This window comes from Pseudoalteromonas sp. T1lg10, assembly GCF_002964545.1.
Classification (GTDB): domain Bacteria; phylum Pseudomonadota; class Gammaproteobacteria; order Enterobacterales; family Alteromonadaceae; genus Pseudoalteromonas.
On sequence record NZ_PQBV01000004.1, the window covers coordinates 158997 to 175305 of the forward strand.

The 16309-nt window shown below is 45.5% G+C and carries 13 protein-coding genes; 11 read left to right on the forward strand and 2 right to left on the reverse strand.

Annotated elements, in window-relative coordinates:
• The first annotated feature begins 1 nt into the window (after position 1).
• From C2M17_RS03075 to galE, 10 genes are all read left to right on the forward strand, one after another.
• Positions 2-1111 (forward strand): glycosyltransferase, encoded by a 1110-nt coding sequence (locus C2M17_RS03075; RefSeq protein WP_105199407.1) that lies wholly within the window; start codon positions 2-4, stop codon positions 1109-1111.
• A gap of 1 nt (position 1112) precedes the next feature.
• A complete protein-coding gene (locus tag C2M17_RS03080; RefSeq protein ID WP_158683970.1) occupies positions 1113-2249 on the forward strand; it encodes a Gfo/Idh/MocA family protein in 1137 nt (378 codons plus the stop codon).
• Positions 2249-4360 carry a bi-domain-containing oxidoreductase gene (locus C2M17_RS03085; protein WP_105199409.1) on the forward strand — a complete coding sequence of 704 codons (2112 nt, stop codon included), beginning with the start codon at positions 2249-2251 and terminating at the stop codon, positions 4358-4360. Before C2M17_RS03080 ends, C2M17_RS03085 begins: the two co-directional genes overlap by 1 nt.
• A 391-nt stretch (positions 4361-4751) precedes the next feature.
• Complete coding sequence (locus tag C2M17_RS03090) at positions 4752-6038, forward strand: heparinase II/III family protein (protein WP_105199410.1); 1287 nt, start codon at positions 4752-4754, stop codon at positions 6036-6038.
• Between the two features lies 1 nt (position 6039).
• Positions 6040-7266, forward strand: a complete 1227-nt coding sequence (locus tag C2M17_RS03095; RefSeq protein ID WP_105199411.1) for a glycosyltransferase family 4 protein — start codon at positions 6040-6042, stop codon at positions 7264-7266.
• A 71-nt stretch (positions 7267-7337) separates the two neighbouring features.
• Positions 7338-8432 (forward strand): UDP-N-acetylglucosamine--undecaprenyl-phosphate N-acetylglucosaminephosphotransferase, encoded by a 1095-nt coding sequence (wecA, locus tag C2M17_RS03100; protein WP_199775988.1) that lies wholly within the window; start codon positions 7338-7340, stop codon positions 8430-8432.
• A 184-nt stretch (positions 8433-8616) separates the two neighbouring features.
• A complete protein-coding gene (gene galU, locus C2M17_RS03105; RefSeq protein WP_105199412.1) occupies positions 8617-9492 on the forward strand; it encodes a UTP--glucose-1-phosphate uridylyltransferase GalU in 876 nt (291 codons plus the stop codon).
• A gap of 152 nt (positions 9493-9644) precedes the next feature.
• Entirely contained in the window at positions 9645-10811 is a 1167-nt protein-coding gene (locus C2M17_RS03110; protein WP_105199413.1) for a nucleotide sugar dehydrogenase, read from the forward strand.
• An 11-nt stretch (positions 10812-10822) separates the two neighbouring features.
• Entirely contained in the window at positions 10823-11824 is a 1002-nt protein-coding gene (locus C2M17_RS03115) for an NAD-dependent epimerase (protein WP_105199414.1), read from the forward strand.
• An 18-nt stretch (positions 11825-11842) separates the two neighbouring features.
• The gene (gene galE, locus C2M17_RS03120; protein ID WP_105199415.1) at positions 11843-12856 is read left to right on the forward strand and encodes a UDP-glucose 4-epimerase GalE; all 1014 of its coding nucleotides are present in this window, start codon (positions 11843-11845) and stop codon (positions 12854-12856) included.
• A 79-nt stretch (positions 12857-12935) separates the two neighbouring features.
• Here galE and C2M17_RS03125 read toward each other — a convergent pair whose 3' ends face one another.
• A complete protein-coding gene (locus C2M17_RS03125) occupies positions 12936-14300 on the reverse strand; it encodes an MBL fold metallo-hydrolase RNA specificity domain-containing protein (RefSeq protein WP_105199416.1) in 1365 nt (454 codons plus the stop codon).
• Positions 14301-14388: 88 nt separating this feature from the next.
• Positions 14389-15087 (reverse strand): 16S rRNA pseudouridine(516) synthase RsuA, encoded by a 699-nt coding sequence (gene rsuA, locus C2M17_RS03130; RefSeq protein WP_105199417.1) that lies wholly within the window; start codon positions 15085-15087, stop codon positions 14389-14391.
• A gap of 54 nt (positions 15088-15141) precedes the next feature.
• On the opposite strand from rsuA, the gene zapE reads away from it, so the two are divergent.
• A complete protein-coding gene (zapE, locus tag C2M17_RS03135; RefSeq protein ID WP_233997905.1) occupies positions 15142-16275 on the forward strand; it encodes a cell division protein ZapE in 1134 nt (377 codons plus the stop codon).
• Positions 16276-16309 lie beyond the last annotated feature (34 nt).

The window sequence follows — 16309 nt, forward strand, 5'->3', positions numbered from 1 at the left end:
TATGAAAAAAATTATCTTCTTGCGTACATCCAGCAAGCCAATTCCTAGGGTTAAGCGCGTCGCGCATGTTGCTAAAGAACTTGGCTATAAAGGACTTTTCATCGGCGCTCATAGAGAGCAAAACTTAGCAAATACTGATTTATGGGATGGTCTTGAAGTAGAGCGGGTGGGTAAGTTCTATCCAATGCTTAATGGCGCTGGATTGATGACCTATTTGAAAGGCGTAGTGTCATACAATAGAGGGGCATTTAAATTACTTAAGGATAAAAAGCCCGATGTTATACACTTTTCTGATGTAGAGTCCTTTTTCGCGGTTTTTTTCTACCGACTTTTTAATAAGGTATCAACTCTATACAACATCCATGATAACTTCGGTCAAAGGTATCCGCTTCCTAAGCCGGTTAACCAGCTGTTAAATGTTTTTGAGGGACTGATTGTCAGATTTGCATCTGCTACCATGGTTCCCGAGCGGTTTAGAGCTGATGCTTTACCTAAATTTTGTAGGTCTAAAATACATGTTGTGAGAAACACCCCTGTTGACCCAGGTGCTTCAGCCCATGCTGGTTTTGAGGGGGATAAGATAAAGCTCGTTTTTGCAGGTTGGCTTGATGGAGGGCGAGGTATAGATACGCTTTTGGAACTGGCAGATCTAGAACCGCGCATAGAGCTGCACGTGGCTGGAGAAGGGAGCAAAGAATTAGTAGGTAAATTTGAGTCAAAGAGGAATTGTAGATATTATGGCTTTTTAGATCATGAACAGGTCCTTTCTCTTACGAGGGACTGTGATTTTGTCTTCGCTCACTACAGCCCACATCGAATTATTAATATTTACGCTGCGCCAAATAAACTAGCCGAGTCATTGGCTGTATCAAGACCTGTAATTATCAATAATGAAGCATTAGTATCAAAACCCATCCAAAGTATGTCCTGTGGTATAGTCACTAATTATGGCGACGTTCGAGAGTTACACAAGAAAATCTTAGCGCTAGTTTCTGATTATGACGCGTATATATGCGCTTGTAAAAAGGCTAGAGAGCTTTTTGAGATCGAATACAGTTGGGAGTCGGTCAAAGAAAGTACAGTCGCTGTTTTTAAGAAAATTGAGAATTAAAATGGATTACACTAAAGAACCTTTATTATTTAAGATAAAGAAAGTTACCCGATATGTTGGCATGTATGGTTTAGAGCGCACTTTTAAAAAGGTTCGTTCTCAATATCATATGCAATCGAAACAGTCATTTGATAATGAGTGGGTAAATGAAAAGGGAAATACTGATGGCGATGTAGCAATTGTTGGTTGTGGTAACTTTGCTTTTTCTACAATAGCCCATTATGTTTCGAAAAAAACACAGGGCAAAATAAAATATACACTAGATACTGATAGTTCAAAATCTTTATCTTTAGCTAAAGAATACAAAGTTTATAAAGCAACAACGAATTATGAAGAAATATTAAATGATCCTGACGTTAGGGTTGTTTACATAGCTTCAAACCACGCTAGCCATGCTGAGTATGCAATTTTAGCTCTAGAGTATGGTAAAGATGTGCATATAGAGAAGCCGCATGTTGTTAATTATGAACAACTTGTACGCCTAGAAAAGGCAATGCTTGTTAACCCAAATTCGAGAGTTTTTCTTGGCTTTAACAGACCGAAAAGCAAATTGTTCAAGGTACTGATGGAAGAGGTTGAAAAGCAGCCGGGCAGTATAATGATGAACTGGTTTATTGCTGGCCATGAGATAGATGATGGCCACTGGTATTTCTCTGAGGCAGAGGGTGGTCGAGTGATGGGAAACCTTTGTCATTGGTCTGATTTGTGTCTTCACCTAGTTGGTATTGAAAATGCGTTCCCTTGTACTATTAGTCCTGCCGTAGCAACAGAGGCTAAGTCAAACTTCGCTGTCACCGTCACATTTGCTGATGGTTCTCAAGCAGCACTTACATTCTCTGCAAAAGGACATACTTTTGAGGGGGTTCGTGAGTATTTGAATGTACATAAGGGGGACTTACTCGCTTCATTAAGAGATTTCGAAGATCTGAGCCTAGATATAATAGACAGAAAACAATTAAAAAAATTACGTCACCGAGATCATGGCCACTGTGCGAATATTGCCCACTCTTACAATGCCCATAAGAACAATATATCGGGTGAGTCCCTTGACTATGTGAGAGGTAGCGCGCTTTTTGTACTGAAAATTAAAGAAGCTTTGGATACCAATTCAGTAATTATTTGTGAGAATAAATTGTAATGAGACAGATATTTCAAGACCTGAAAAACGGCGAAATGCAGCTTAATGAGATCCCATATCCAAAGGTAAAACGTGGTAATGTGAATATCAAAACAACGAAAACACTTGTCTCAATCGGCACAGAACGGATGTTGGTGGATTTTGGTAAGGCAGGATGGGTTGAAAAAGCACGCTCACAGCCAGATAAAGTAAAAATGGTGTTAGATAAGGTTAAAACCGACGGCCTATCAGCTACCTATGACGCAGTGAAGTCAAAACTTGATCAACCTTTACCACTTGGTTATTGCAATGTCGGTACTGTTTTAGATGGTAGTGATACAGGCTTCGAAAAAGGGGCTCGCGTTGTATCTAATGGCAACCATGCTGAAGTTGTGCGAGTACCTAAAAACCTAGTAGCAGCAATACCTGAAAGTGTTGACGATGAGTCAGCTTCCTTTACTGTTCTGGGTGCTATCGCAATGCAAGGCATTCGCTTAATCAAACCTACATTGGGTGAAACAGTAGTTGTTACAGGTCTTGGTTTAATTGGTCTTCTAGCTGTTCAAATATTAAAAGCAAATGGCTGTCGTGTTCTGGGTATTGATTTCGACACTGCAAAATGTGAGCTTGCCAAACAATTCGGTGCTGAAGTTGTCGACTTGTCAAAGAGTGAAGATGCACTAGTAGCTGCCGACGCATTCTCTCGTGGTAGAGGGGTCGATGCAGTGTTAATAACCGCTAGTTCAAAGAGCAATGACATCATGCACCAGGCCGCGACAATGTGTCGAAAGCGAGGCAGAATTGTATTAGTCGGTGTAGTGGGTCTAGAACTGAGTCGAGCTGACTTCTATGAGAAAGAACTAACTTTCCAAGTATCATGCTCATATGGCCCTGGGCGCTATGATGAGGAGTATGAAGATAAAGGAAAAGATTATCCCTTTGCTTTTGTTCGCTGGACAGAGCAACGTAACTTTGAAGCAATTCTTGATTTAATGGCTGCAGGGGCTATTGACGTTAAACCACTGGTTAGCCATCGCTTCTCAATTGATGATGCGAAAGCAGCATATGAGAAGCTAGATGACCGCTCTTCACTTGGTATCGTTTTAGATTACAGTAAATCAAATGAAGAAAACCTTACAAAAGCTACGGTTGTACTGAACGAAAATAGAAACTTTGAGGCATCAAATGGGAATGTTGCGTTTCTTGGTGGCGGTAACTACGCATCACGCGTTTTAATTCCTGCATTTAAAGAGGCCGGTGCAAATCTTACTTCAATCGTAACCAGTGGCGGAATTAGTGCTGTTCATCACGGTAAAAAGAATGGCTTTGCTAGTGCCTCAACCGATATGGAGCAAGCTCTTGATGCAAACACCGATACGGTAGTAATTGCTACACAACATAACTTACATGCACCTCAGGCAATCGCGGCATTAGAAAATGGTAAACACGTTTTTGTAGAAAAGCCGTTAGCACTAAATCACAGTGAAATTGATGCCATTGAAGCTGCGCAAAAGACGGCCAATACCATTGTAATGGTGGGCTACAATCGTCGTTTCGCACCACAAATACAAAAAATGAAAGAGCTACTTGATAAAAAAGCTGCCCCTAAGACTTTCATTATGACTATGAATGCTGGTGAAATTCCTATGGAGCACTGGACGCAAGACCCCAGTGTGGGTGGTGGTCGTATTATCGGTGAAGCCTGTCATTATATCGATCTGATGCGCTTTTTAGCTGGCTCTAAGATTACGTCATTTAACGCGGTTAAAATGGGTGACAATGATTACGTTGAAGTTACCGAAGACAAGGCTATTATCACGCTCACCTTTGAAGATGGCTCTGTAGGCTCTATCCATTACTTTGCAAATGGTGGCAAAGCCTTCCCTAAAGAACGTGTGGAAGTGTTCTGTGATGACGGAGTTCTTCAGCTTGACAACTTCCGTAAGCTAACTGGTTTTGGCTGGAAGGGCTTTAGCAAAATGAACCTCTGGTCTCAGGATAAGGGCCAGGCAAATTGCTCTCAGGCGTTCATGGACGCAGTGAAGCAGGGGGGGGCTAGCCCGATTCCTCAAGATGAAATCTTTGAAGTGGCACGCATTTCTGTGGATATTGCCGAGCAACTCCGCTCTTAACATTAATCAAGTAGATTGTTTAAGGGGGCCTAGCCCCCTTTGTACTTATGAAAAAGTTTTTATTACTCTTCCACACTCTTAAATATTTGAAGTGGCCTCAGTTTTATTTCCGTATTTATCGTAAATTCGTCAAGCCCAAAGTGACGGATTCATTTACCTATCAGACTCCAGTTCGCAGTGATGCCTGGATCCATGTTCCTTTATATGATGAAAAAATAACATGTGACAATGAAGCTACCTTTTTAAATCATACCAAAAAGCTAAATTTCCCAAGTGATTGGAATGATGAGTCACCTAGTAAGTTATGGGTATACAACTTACATTATTTCGAAGACTTATTGACCTCAAGTGCGTTTCAAAAACAGGCTTTTCATCTTGAGCTTTTAAATAAGTGGATGGAACGAAATCCAATTGGTTTTGGGAATGGCTGGGAGCCTTACCAATTTCGCTTCGTATACCTAACATAATAAAAGCATGGCAAGCCGGGCTTCCGTTAGAAGCTGCCCACTTTGAGAGTCTCTACTCACAAGCTAGTTATCTATCAAATGATTTAGAGAAGCATTTATTAGGTAATCATTATTTTGTGAATTTAAAAGCGCTGCTGTTTGCTGGTGTGGTCTTCAAGAATAAACTCTGGATAAATACTGCTATAAAGGGCTTATTTAAGGAAATTCCAGAACAAATTCTGGAGGATGGTGCAAACTTTGAACTCTCACCTATGTATCATTCCTTAATATTGGTAGATATGCTGGATATGTACAACCTTGTTAATGCGTATCCTGATTGTGTGCCAAATGAGCTAGTGAATTTAATTAGAGAATACACGCAAAAGATGATCGGCTTTATGCATTTTATGGCGCATACCGATGGCGGTGTTAGCTTTTTTAATGATTCTGTTGACGGTATTGCGCCAGTAATGGCGCGTATTGAGGAGTATGCGTTAAAGCTCGGTTTTGCCATTTCACAATTTGATACTAAGAAAACCCAAGTAGTTGATTTAAAAGCTAGCGGTTATATGGTGGCAAGTCATAGTGGTAACAAATTGCAATTCGATGCCGCGGATGTAGGCCCTGATTATATCCCAGGCCATGCTCACGCCGACACGTTGTCATTTGAACTGTCAATTGGCAAAGAGCGAGTTTTCGTAAACACAGGTACTTCACAGTATGGTTTGGGAGAGAGGCGTTTAATCGAGCGTAAAACTGTTTCGCATAATACCGTTGAGGTGGACAAAGTAGACTCTTCTCAAGTATGGAGTGGTTTTCGAGTTGCAAAGCGTGCTCGCGTAATTAAGCGTGATGCGCTGGTATCAGGAGATCATGTTGTTTTACATGCAGTGCATAATGGTTATAAGAAAATTATACGAGGTCCGTTACATAGTCGTACATTAACTCTGAGTGGCAATACCCTTAAAGTTAATGATGTGTTGGAGGGCAAATTTACTCAAGCTGTAGCGCGCTTCTACCTTCATCCCAGCCTTAAAGTTAGAATCCAAAATGAAGAGTTGGTAGTTGTAGGTGAACACTTTCAAATGCAGGCAAATTTAGCCGCCCTAAAAGCAAAGCTTGTGGATAGCACATGGCATCCAAACTTTGGCGTAACTGAAGCTAATAAGTGCCTAGAGCTTTACTTTGCTGGCACTCAAAATATGATCAATTTCACATGGACTACCAAGTAGTATGCACATTCTTTTTTTAACAGATAACTTTCCTCCTGAAGGTAACGCTCCAGCAACTCGAACCTACGAGCACGCCCGAGAATGGGTAAAGAAAGGGCATAAGGTTACAGTGATAACCTGTGCACCTAACTTTCCAGAAGGCAGGGTATTCGATGGCTATAAAAACAAATGGATATCCAAAGAAACGATAGATGGTATTGAGGCATGGCGAGTTAAAACTTATATCACTGCCAATGAGGGCTTTTTGAAACGCACCTTGGACTTTGTGTCTTTCATGCTGAGTAGCTTTTTATTTGGTCTGTTTAGTAAGAAAGTAGACGTTGTGATTGGTACCTCCCCTCAATTTTTTACTGTTATCTCTGCCTGGGCTTTAGCCAAGCTAAAACGTGTCCCCTTTATATTTGAGTTGCGAGATATTTGGCCTGCTTCTATCACTGCGGTGGGCGCTATGAAAAAAAGCAAGATTATAAGCACACTCGAAAGAATAGAGATGTTTTTATACCGCCAGGCTGATTTAATTATTTCGGTGACTCACAGCTTCAAGGAGGAGCTAATTGAGCGAGGGGTTGATGGAAATAAAATAGAGGTGGTGCTCAATGGTGTTGATCTTTCTATGTATCAACCAACCGAGTGTAAGAATAGTGAATTCGCATCAAAATATAACCTCGAAGGTAAGTTTGTTGCTGGGTATATTGGAACTCACGGTTTGGCGCATGCGTTAGACAAGATCGTAGAGGCGGCTTCTTTACTACGAGATGATGATGATATTCGCATTATCTTTGCTGGTGGGGGCGCCGACAGACCCCGAATTGAAAAGCTAGTGTCTGAGTCAGGCCTTACAAATATTGTCATGATTCCTCGGCAGCCCAAAGAGAAAATGCCAGCTTTGTGGAGTTTGTGTGATGTGTCTTTGGTGCACTTAAAAGATACGCCCTTATTTGAAACGGTGATTCCATCGAAGATATTTGAGTCGATGGGAATGGGGTTGCCGATTATCATTTCAGCGCCTTTAGGAGAGGCGACCGAAATAATTAACAGCGCTGACTGTGGTATTGTTTCACCTCCTGAAAACTCTAATGAACTAGCGGCAGCTATTCGGTCAATTAAAGCCCATGGAGTTACTGAATATGCACAAAAAAGTATAAATGCAGCAAAACAATATGACCGAAGGGTGTTGGCAAATAAGATGTTGGGTTACATATTTGCTACTAAAAAGCACACAGGTTAATTGTAATAGCTTAGTCAAAGGTTATAATGTTCCGCTGATTACGGATTAACTCACTCTGAGGGAAACAGGGGATGAATGGAGATTTTGGAGTGGAATTTTTTGTTGCGCTTCTGACAACACTAATTGTTATACCTATCTTAAAGCCTATAGCCATAAAAGTAGGTCTTGTAGACTTACCTAACGCACGCAAACACCATGAAGGAGCAGTTCCTTTAATTGGCGGGATCGCTATTTTTTTGGGGACATTAACCGCTGCACTTATTGCTTTTCCTACCGATGCTACCGTTCGGCTTTTCCTGCTATCTGCTGCTCTTATTGTTTTTCTGGGTATGCTTGATGATAAACAAGACTTGCCAGTAAGTACGCGTATTGTTGCGCAAGTACTGATAGGTGGCATCCTTGTTTATGGGGCAGGTCACTACATTCACAATCTCGGTGATTTGTTCTACTTTGGCAATATTGACTTAGGTGTTGTTGGTACTGTCTTTACAATAATTGCAGTGATAGCTGCTATAAACGCCTTCAATATGACAGATGGTATTGATGGTTTGGCGGGAAGTTTGGCGCTTAACTCTTTCACTGCCATAGCTATTTTGTTCTATATGAGCGGTGACAGTAACCAGGCCATGCTGCCTGTCATTATTGCTTTTTCAGTAATTCCTTTTCTGCTTTTTAACTTATCCCTGCTCCCAGGCAAAGCGCGTAAAATATTTATGGGTGATGCTGGCTCAATGTTTATCGGATTGAGCGTGATTTGGATGTTGACTCTAGGCACGCAAGGAGAAAATCCTTCATTTCGTCCTATAACGGCATTGTGGATTATCGCTGTTCCTTTGATGGATATGGTGGCTATAGTCTTCAGACGTATTAAGAAGGGCCAGTCTCCATTTAAACCTGATAGGGATCACCTTCATCATATTTTTATGCGCGCGGGTTTGACCTCAAGAGGGGCGCTTGCCGTTATTTGTAGTGTCTCTATTATTCTCGCTGCGGTTGGTGTCGTTTGTGACTACTATCAGGTAGCTGAAAGTATCATGTTTTTTGGTTTCTTGGCGCTATTTGCCGTTTATAATTACGCCATAATGCATATTTGGAAGCTCTTGAAGTGGATTCACATTTTACAGCGAAAGAGAAATATCGCGCGCATTAAAAAAAATAGGAAATAAAGCGCCTACTGCCTTTAATCCTGCAGACGGCATTTGCGATCTCGTTTGGCTGGAGCGACAAAAACAGCAATCGCCGACGGCGGATATCGTTAAAATTAAACGTTAATAAACTTGTCATAGTAATCTTGGTAGCGAGTTTGTATGCTAGCTATCAAGGTTGCTCAAATACTTACGTAAAAATCATATGAAAGCTGTTATCCCTGTAGCCGGCCTTGGTACGCGCATGTTGCCGGCGACCAAAGCCATACCAAAAGAAATGCTCCCCTTGGTCGATAAGCCGCTGATTCAATATATAGTGAGCGAGTGCGTGCGTGCGGGCATTAAAGAGATAGTGCTGGTAACGCACTCTTCTAAAAATGCCATTGAAAATCATTTTGATACCAGCTTTGAGTTAGAAGCTACCCTAGAGAAGCGGGTTAAACGCCAGTTGCTTGATGAGGTGCGCTCTATTTGCCCAGAAGATGTGACTGTTATGCATGTGCGTCAGGGTGAAGCAAAAGGTTTGGGCCATGCCATTATGTGTGCCAGACCAATCGTCGGCGATAATCCCTTTGCGGTGATTTTACCGGATGTAATCCTCGATGAATTTAGCGCCGATCAAAGCAGTGAAAACCTGGCCGCCATGATCAAACGCTTTAAAGACACTCAGACCAGCCAAATCATGCTTGAGGCGGTAGCTACGCAGGACGTAAGCAAATACGGTATAGCTGATATAAATGGTGCGCAAATTGAGCCAGGTGAAAGCGCAGTAATTAAACACATGGTGGAAAAGCCTAAGGTGGAAGAAGCGCCTTCAAACCTGGCCGTGGTAGGTCGCTATGTGCTATCTCATAATATCTGGCCGTTATTGAAGAAAACGCCCATTGGCGCAGGTGGAGAAATTCAACTGACAGACGCCATCGATATGCTTATTGAACAAGAGCCGGTTGAGGCGTTTCGCATGAGCGGTATATCTCATGATTGCGGCGATAAGCTGGGTTATCTCAAGGCGTTTGTACGTTACGCACAGCAGCACCCAGATTTAGGTGATGCGTTTACCGCGCATCTAAAAAGCCTCTAAGGCATGGGCTGTAGGCTAAGCTTACAGCCAGCTTAGATAGCTTATACCTGATAAGCTTCCCTTCGCAGAACTTAATCTAACATTCATATCTATACGATAGTGTTTACCTAATACGAAATTATTTTTGAACCTAGTTTTCGCAGAAGATTGTTATGAAAATTACTATAGTTGGTACCGGCTACGTCGGTCTGTCTAATGCAGTGCTTTTGGCGCAACACAATGAAGTGGTTGCCCTGGATATCGACAGTAAAAAAGTTAACCTGCTGAATAAGCAAGAATCCCCCATAGTCGATAACGAAATAAGCCACTTTTTGCAAAATAAGCCGCTCAACCTGGTCGCCACCACGGATAAAGAAATGGCACTGCAAGGGGCTGAGTTCGTAGTGATAGCCACGCCCACCGACTATGACCCAGAGACCAATTACTTTAACACTCAAACCGTGGAAAAGGTGATTGAGGATGTGCTGCACATCAACCCCTCGGCGCTGATTGTTATCAAATCAACCGTGCCAGTAGGTTACACCAAAAGTATCAAGGAAAGGTTTGGCGTCGATAATATTCTGTTCTCGCCTGAGTTTCTGCGTGAGGGCAAGGCGCTACACGATAACCTATATCCATCGCGTATTATTGTTGGTGAGCAAAGTGAGCGCGCAGCGAAGTTTGCGGCCTTGTTACAGCAAGGTGCAGAAAAGCCCGACGTGGATGTATTACTGACAAATTCCACCGAAGCCGAAGCCATTAAGCTGTTCTCCAACACTTATCTAGCAATGCGTGTAGCCTATTTTAATGAGCTAGACAGCTATGCCGAGTCGCACGGTTTGGATGCCCGTCAGGTAATTGAAGGGGTGGGCTTGGACCCGCGTATCGGCAGCCATTATAATAACCCTTCATTTGGTTACGGTGGTTACTGCCTACCAAAAGATACCAAGCAGTTGCTGGCCAACTATAAGGATGTGCCTAACAATATGATCCGCGCCATAGTTGATGCCAATACTACCCGTAAGGATTTTATCGCCGACTCAATCATTAAACGCGCACCTAAGGTTGTGGGTGTGTATCGTCTGGTGATGAAGGCTGGCTCGGACAATTTTAGGGCGTCGGCAATTCAAGGCGTAATGAAGCGTATTAAGGCCAAGGGTATCGAAGTGCTGATATATGAGCCTACACTCGAGTCGGATACCTTTTTCCATTCTAAGGTCACTACCTCGCTTGAGGAACTCAAACAGTGCTCTGATGTCATAATCTCCAATCGGATGACCGATGAATTGAGTGATGTCGCGGATAAGGTGTACACTCGCGACCTGTTTGGCAGTGATTAATAAGGTTAGCTATGAAGTATTTAGTAACGGGCGCCGCGGGTTTTATAGGCGCCGCGGTCAGTGACAAGCTATTGGCACAGGGCCATGAAGTTGTTGGTATAGATAACCTCAATGATTATTATGATGTTGCCCTAAAAACGGCGCGCCTTGAGCACATAAAGCACGAACGTTTTACTTTTGTTGAGTTGGATCTTGTTCAGCAGCAGGCGCTGGCGCAACTGTTCGAGCAGGAAAAGTTTGACCGCGTTATTCACTTGGCGGCGCAGGCCGGTGTGCGTTATTCCATTGATAACCCTCATGCCTACGCTGAAAGTAACCTGGTCGGTCACCTCAATATATTGGAAGCCTGCCGTCATAACCGGATTGGGCACTTAGTCTATGCCTCATCCAGCTCTGTCTATGGTTTAAATGAAACCACGCCTTTTTCTACCAGTGATTCCGTTGACCACCCGGTTTCACTCTATGCGGCCACCAAAAAGTCCAACGAAGTAATGGCTCATAGCTATTCTCATTTATATGGCTTGCCAACTACCGGGCTGCGCTTCTTTACCGTGTATGGCCCCTGGGGTCGCCCGGATATGGCGCCTTATATTTTTACCAAGAAAATCCTCAACGGCGAAACCATAGACGTGAATAACCACGGTGATATGTGGCGCGACTTCACCTATATCGACGATATTGTCGAAGGTGTGGTGCGTATTGCCGATGTGGTGCCCGAGCCGAACCTAGAATGGAAGGTTGAGTCTGGCTCACCGGCCACTAGCTCTGCTCCTTACAAGGTTTACAATATCGGCCATGGCAGCCCGATTAATTTGATGGACTTTATAAAGGCCATTGAAGACGAGCTGGGTATCGAAGCGGTGAAAAAATTCCGCGAAATGCAGCCGGGCGATGTGTATAAAACCTATGCCGATACCGAAGACCTTTTTGCTGCGACCGGTTATCGTCCACAGGTCGATGTTACCTCCGGGGTGAAGCAGTTGGTTAAATGGTACAAAGGCTTTTACGCCTAATTTAAAGCAGGGAAAGGTATGGCTATCTTGGTCACCGGAGGAGCTGGCTATATCGGCTCACACACGGTACTTGAGCTGCTCGATCAGGGCAGTGAAGTGCTGGTGTTCGACAACCTATGCAACAGCTCGCAAGAGTCGCTGCGTCGCGTCGAGTCGCTTACTGGTAAGTCGGTGACCTTTGTTCAGGGCGATATTCGCGATAAAACGGCCTTGGATAAGGTGTTTAGCGAGCATCATATCACCGCCGTGGTCCATTTTGCCGGCCTTAAGGCTGTGGGCGAGTCGGTGAGCAAGCCGGTGATGTATTACCAAAATAATGTTCAGGGGTCGCTTACCCTGATTGAAGCGATGCGAGATGCCGGAGTGTTCTCTTTGGTATTTAGCTCATCCGCCACGGTTTATGGCGACCCGCAAACCTTGCCCATAGATGAAAACGCTCCGGTAGGCGGCACCACCAACCCTTATGGCACCTCCAAACTGATGGTGGAGCAGATTTTAGAAGATGTAGCCAAGTCCGACCCTCGTTGGCGCTTTGCTATTTTGCGCTACTTTAACCCGGTTGGTGCCCACCACTGTGGGCAAATTGGTGAAGACCCCAATGGCATTCCCAATAACCTCTTGCCTTATATCTCACAGGTAGCCGTAGGTAAGCTGGAGAAGCTGGCGGTATTTGGGGATGATTACCCTACCAAAGACGGTACCGGAGTGCGCGATTACATTCATGTTGTCGACCTGGCCTTGGGTCACCTTAAAGCTCTGGACTGGCTTGCTGAACACAGCGGCGTGCATATTTATAACCTGGGAACCGGCAACGGTTACTCGGTATTGGAAATGGTGCAGGCCTTTGAGCAGGCGGCGGATAAACCCGTACCCTATCAAATTGCCCCGCGTCGTGATGGCGATATCGCCACCTGTTATGCCAGTGCGCAAAAAGCTTTGAATGAGCTGGGATGGCAGGCAGAGCGAGGCTTAATGCAAATGATGCAAGACGCCTGGCGCTGGCAAAGCCAAAACCCCAATGGTTATGAGTAATAACCTGTAGGTCGGTGCTCTGCGCCGACAAAGCTAACTATGTGCATATTTGTCGGCCTAAAGGCCGACCTACAACGCCTTAGGTCGCGATTTCTATCTTCACTTCGCCTTTGAGGCTTTCTTTTAGTTTATCCGCCAGCGCTTGCTTTGCCTCTGTATCTCCATGCACTATTTTGATATGCTCGGGCTTCTTCGTCATGCCGCTAACAAATCGCACTAAATTGGCCTGATCCGCATGGGCGCTGTAACCGCTAATGGTGTGTATCTGCGCCTTAATATCGATCCTTTGCTTATTTAACACCACATAACCACCGCGCTGGCCGTATTTTTGAATATCACGTCCGGGAGTTCCCTGGCCCTGATAGCCGACAAAGATCACATCGGTACGGGGATCTCCTAAAAAAGCTTCCAGGTAATTCACTATGCGCCCGCCGCTGCACATGCCACTGGCGGCAATCACAATTGCCGGTTTTTGCCTCTGCTTAAGATAACTCAGAGTTTGTACATGCTCCTGGTGGCTATCCAGGGTATACAAATGTTCAAAGTTAAGAGGATGGCGGCCCTTGGCCACACGTGCCTTGGCTTCTTTATCCCAGAGCGATTTAAAGTGTCTATATTCGCTGGTGAAATTGGCGGCCATGGGGGAGTCGATAATCACCTCAATGTCCCGCCAAAAAGAGCGTCTTGGGGCACTGTGGATGATCTGCTCCAGCTCATACAGCAGCTCCTGAGTTCGGCCTATGCTAAAGGCGGGAATAAGCACCACGCCGTTATCGCGTACCGCCTTTTCAATCACTTCCTTAAGTCGTTTACTGCGGTTTTTACGCCCCTGATGCAGGGTATCGCCATAGGTGGACTCAATCACCAGGGTGTCGGCCTTGTAGGGTGGTTTAGGCGCTGGCAGCAAGGGCGTGTGAGGTGCGCCTAAGTCTCCGGAAAACACCATTCGTTGCGCTTGCTTTCCTTGGCCCACATCGACTTCGATATAGGCGGAGCCGAGAATATGTCCGGCCCGTTGTAGGCGAAAGCGAACTGGTGTCTTAAAGTACTTCAGTGCCTGCCATTGTTTAAAGGCGATGGGTACCAGTTGCTGGCGAATAAGGCGCAGGCAGGTGGCAACCAGTTGCTCATCTTCTGTGACGCCAAGTTTGAGAGCATCTTCTATGACGAGGGGAAGCAGGGCAGCAGTGGCTTCGGAGGCGTAAATCGGCCCGGTGAAACCAGCGGCAAGCAGGTAGGGGATACGACCCACATGGTCGATATGGCAGTGGGTTACTAGTAGTGCCCGCACCGTGCTGATATCAAATTCGATGCCGAGCTCCTGGCGCGCTTCAAGCCCTTGAAACAGGCCGCAGTCGACCAATAAGGACTCGCTCTCGCTCACCTTCAACTGGTGGCAAGAGCCGGTCACGCCATTTACCGCTCCGTGGTGAATGATTTCCATTGCTACTCATAGGCTTAATCGGTACATACCTATTACTATAGGTGAACCGCACACCAGTGCAATGGACTTTTCCTGAGGACACTTAGCGCTAGAGTGCGATTTCCTCTTCGCTCAGGAGGCGATACTCACCCGGGGCGAGATCCGGGTCAAGCTCAATGCCGGCAATGGCTTCGCGGTGCAAGGTCACCACCTTATTACCAACCGCGGCCAGCATGCGTTTAACCTGATGGTATTTGCCTTCGACTATATGCAGGCGAATTTGGTACGGCGCCAACACCTCCACCTTGGCCGGCAGGGTGAGGTCGCGCTCACCATGAAGCTGCACACCTTGCTCAAGTTCACTAACCGCTTGCTCTGAAAGCGGCTCAGCCAGCTCGACCAGATAGGTTTTGAATTTTTGCTTTTTCGGGCTGGTGATCTGGTGGCTCCACTGACCATCATTGCTGATCAACACCAGACCCGTGGTGTCTATGTCTAAGCGTCCGGCGATATGCAACTCGCTCAGGTTGGGCTCATCAAGCAGTTCAAACACAGTGGCGTGGAGCTCATCGCTATTGGCGCACACATAACCTTCCGGCTTATTGAGCATAAAGTAGCGTATCCCTTGATAGGTGAGAACCTCACCATCGAGCATAATTTCATCTTGTTCAGTCACTGCTTGATCAAGCTTCCTAGTGACTTCTCCGTTGACGGTGACACGCTTTTTCTTAATGGCGGCTTTGGCGTGAGTGCGCGGAATTTCCGCCAGGTTGCTAATAAACTTGTCTAATCGGCAGGGGAACTTCATTGGGGACGGGCTTAAACTTGGTTACAATGGCGCGAGTATAGCCCATGCCGCATAGTGAAAACAGCCACCTTGAGTAAAATCCTCGACCAATACAGCCAGCTTATTGGCAATAAAGAGATCCTCGCCGATCCCGTGCAGTTGCGTGCGATCAAGGCGCTGGCAAAGCTGGCGTCGGCTTTGGAGGCAGACCAAGCATCCAATCGCTTTTTCAGGCAGCGCAAACGCCTTATGCACGGACTTTATTTACATGGTCCGGTAGGGCGGGGCAAGTCCATGCTGATGGACTTATTTTATGAGCAGATAGCGATAGCAAATAAACAGCGCCTACACTTTCATCACTTTATGGCCTGGGTGCATGAGCGTTTGCGGGCACTGCAAGGGACTAAAAATCCCATGCGACAACTTGCCAAGGACTATGCGTCGCAGACACGCTTGCTCTGCTTTGATGAATTCTTTGTCAGCGATATCGGTGATGCCATGATCATGGCGCGTTTGTTCGAGGCCTTGTTTGCTGAAGGTGTGGTACTGGTGGCAACCAGTAACAGCCAGCCCCGTGAGTTATACCGCAATGGCCTGCAGCGCGCCCGTTTTGAGCCGACAATTGCCTTAATTGAAGCTCATTGTCAGGTCTGTGATGTTAGCGGAGAGCAAGATTATCGTCTGTACGGGTTTAACGGCTTTCAGCATTTTATCGAGTATCAGCCGGAGCGCCTGTTGCAGCGTTTTAGCAAGGAGCAAAAACAAGCTGCCCACAGCCAAGCCTTATTGATCCACCATAGGGCCGTGCTTTTTCAAGCCATAGGTGAGCGCGCCGCCTGTATCGATTTCCTTGAGCTATGTGGGTTGGGGCGCTCCAGTGCCGATTATATGTTTCTCGCCCAGCGTTTCGATGTGCTCTACGTGGATAAGGTACCTTTGATGGGCGTGGAGAAAGTACAACACTTTACCGCTCAAGGCATTGAAGAGGGCTACATTCGTGAGCGGGAGCAGATCAGCCATGCTCTGTTTGATGATGAGGCAAGAAGGTTTATCGCGCTGGTGGACGAGTTTTACGATACGGGGAAATTGATTGTCATTGCCGCTCAAGGAGAGCTGACGCATTTATACCAGGGCGAGCGTTTGGCGTTTGAATTTGCCCGTACCCAGTCGCGTTTGATCGAGATGCAGCGCTGGCCATTACCCCTGTAGGTCGGGGTTCACCCCGACAAAGATACACCATTTT

Excerpts from the sequence above, each read along its gene's own strand:
- C2M17_RS03075 (WP_105199407.1), top strand. The coding sequence starts at position 2 with ATGAAAAAAATTATCTTCTTGCGTACATCCAGCAAGCCAATTCCTAGG.
- C2M17_RS03110 (WP_105199413.1), top strand. The coding sequence starts at position 9,645 with ATGAAAATTACTATAGTTGGTACCGGCTACGTCGGTCTGTCTAATGCA.
- rsuA (WP_105199417.1), bottom strand. The coding sequence starts at position 15,087 with ATGAAGTTCCCCTGCCGATTAGACAAGTTTATTAGCAACCTGGCGGAA.
- C2M17_RS03085 (WP_105199409.1), top strand. The coding sequence starts at position 2,249 with ATGAGACAGATATTTCAAGACCTGAAAAACGGCGAAATGCAGCTTAAT.
- C2M17_RS03080 (WP_158683970.1), top strand. The coding sequence starts at position 1,113 with ATGGATTACACTAAAGAACCTTTATTATTTAAGATAAAGAAAGTTACC.
- C2M17_RS03095 (WP_105199411.1), top strand. The coding sequence starts at position 6,040 with ATGCACATTCTTTTTTTAACAGATAACTTTCCTCCTGAAGGTAACGCT.
- C2M17_RS03115 (WP_105199414.1), top strand. The coding sequence starts at position 10,823 with ATGAAGTATTTAGTAACGGGCGCCGCGGGTTTTATAGGCGCCGCGGTC.
- wecA (WP_199775988.1), top strand. The coding sequence starts at position 7,338 with ATGAATGGAGATTTTGGAGTGGAATTTTTTGTTGCGCTTCTGACAACA.
- galU (WP_105199412.1), top strand. The coding sequence starts at position 8,617 with ATGAAAGCTGTTATCCCTGTAGCCGGCCTTGGTACGCGCATGTTGCCG.
- galE (WP_105199415.1), top strand. The coding sequence starts at position 11,843 with ATGGCTATCTTGGTCACCGGAGGAGCTGGCTATATCGGCTCACACACG.
- C2M17_RS03125 (WP_105199416.1), bottom strand. The coding sequence starts at position 14,300 with ATGGAAATCATTCACCACGGAGCGGTAAATGGCGTGACCGGCTCTTGC.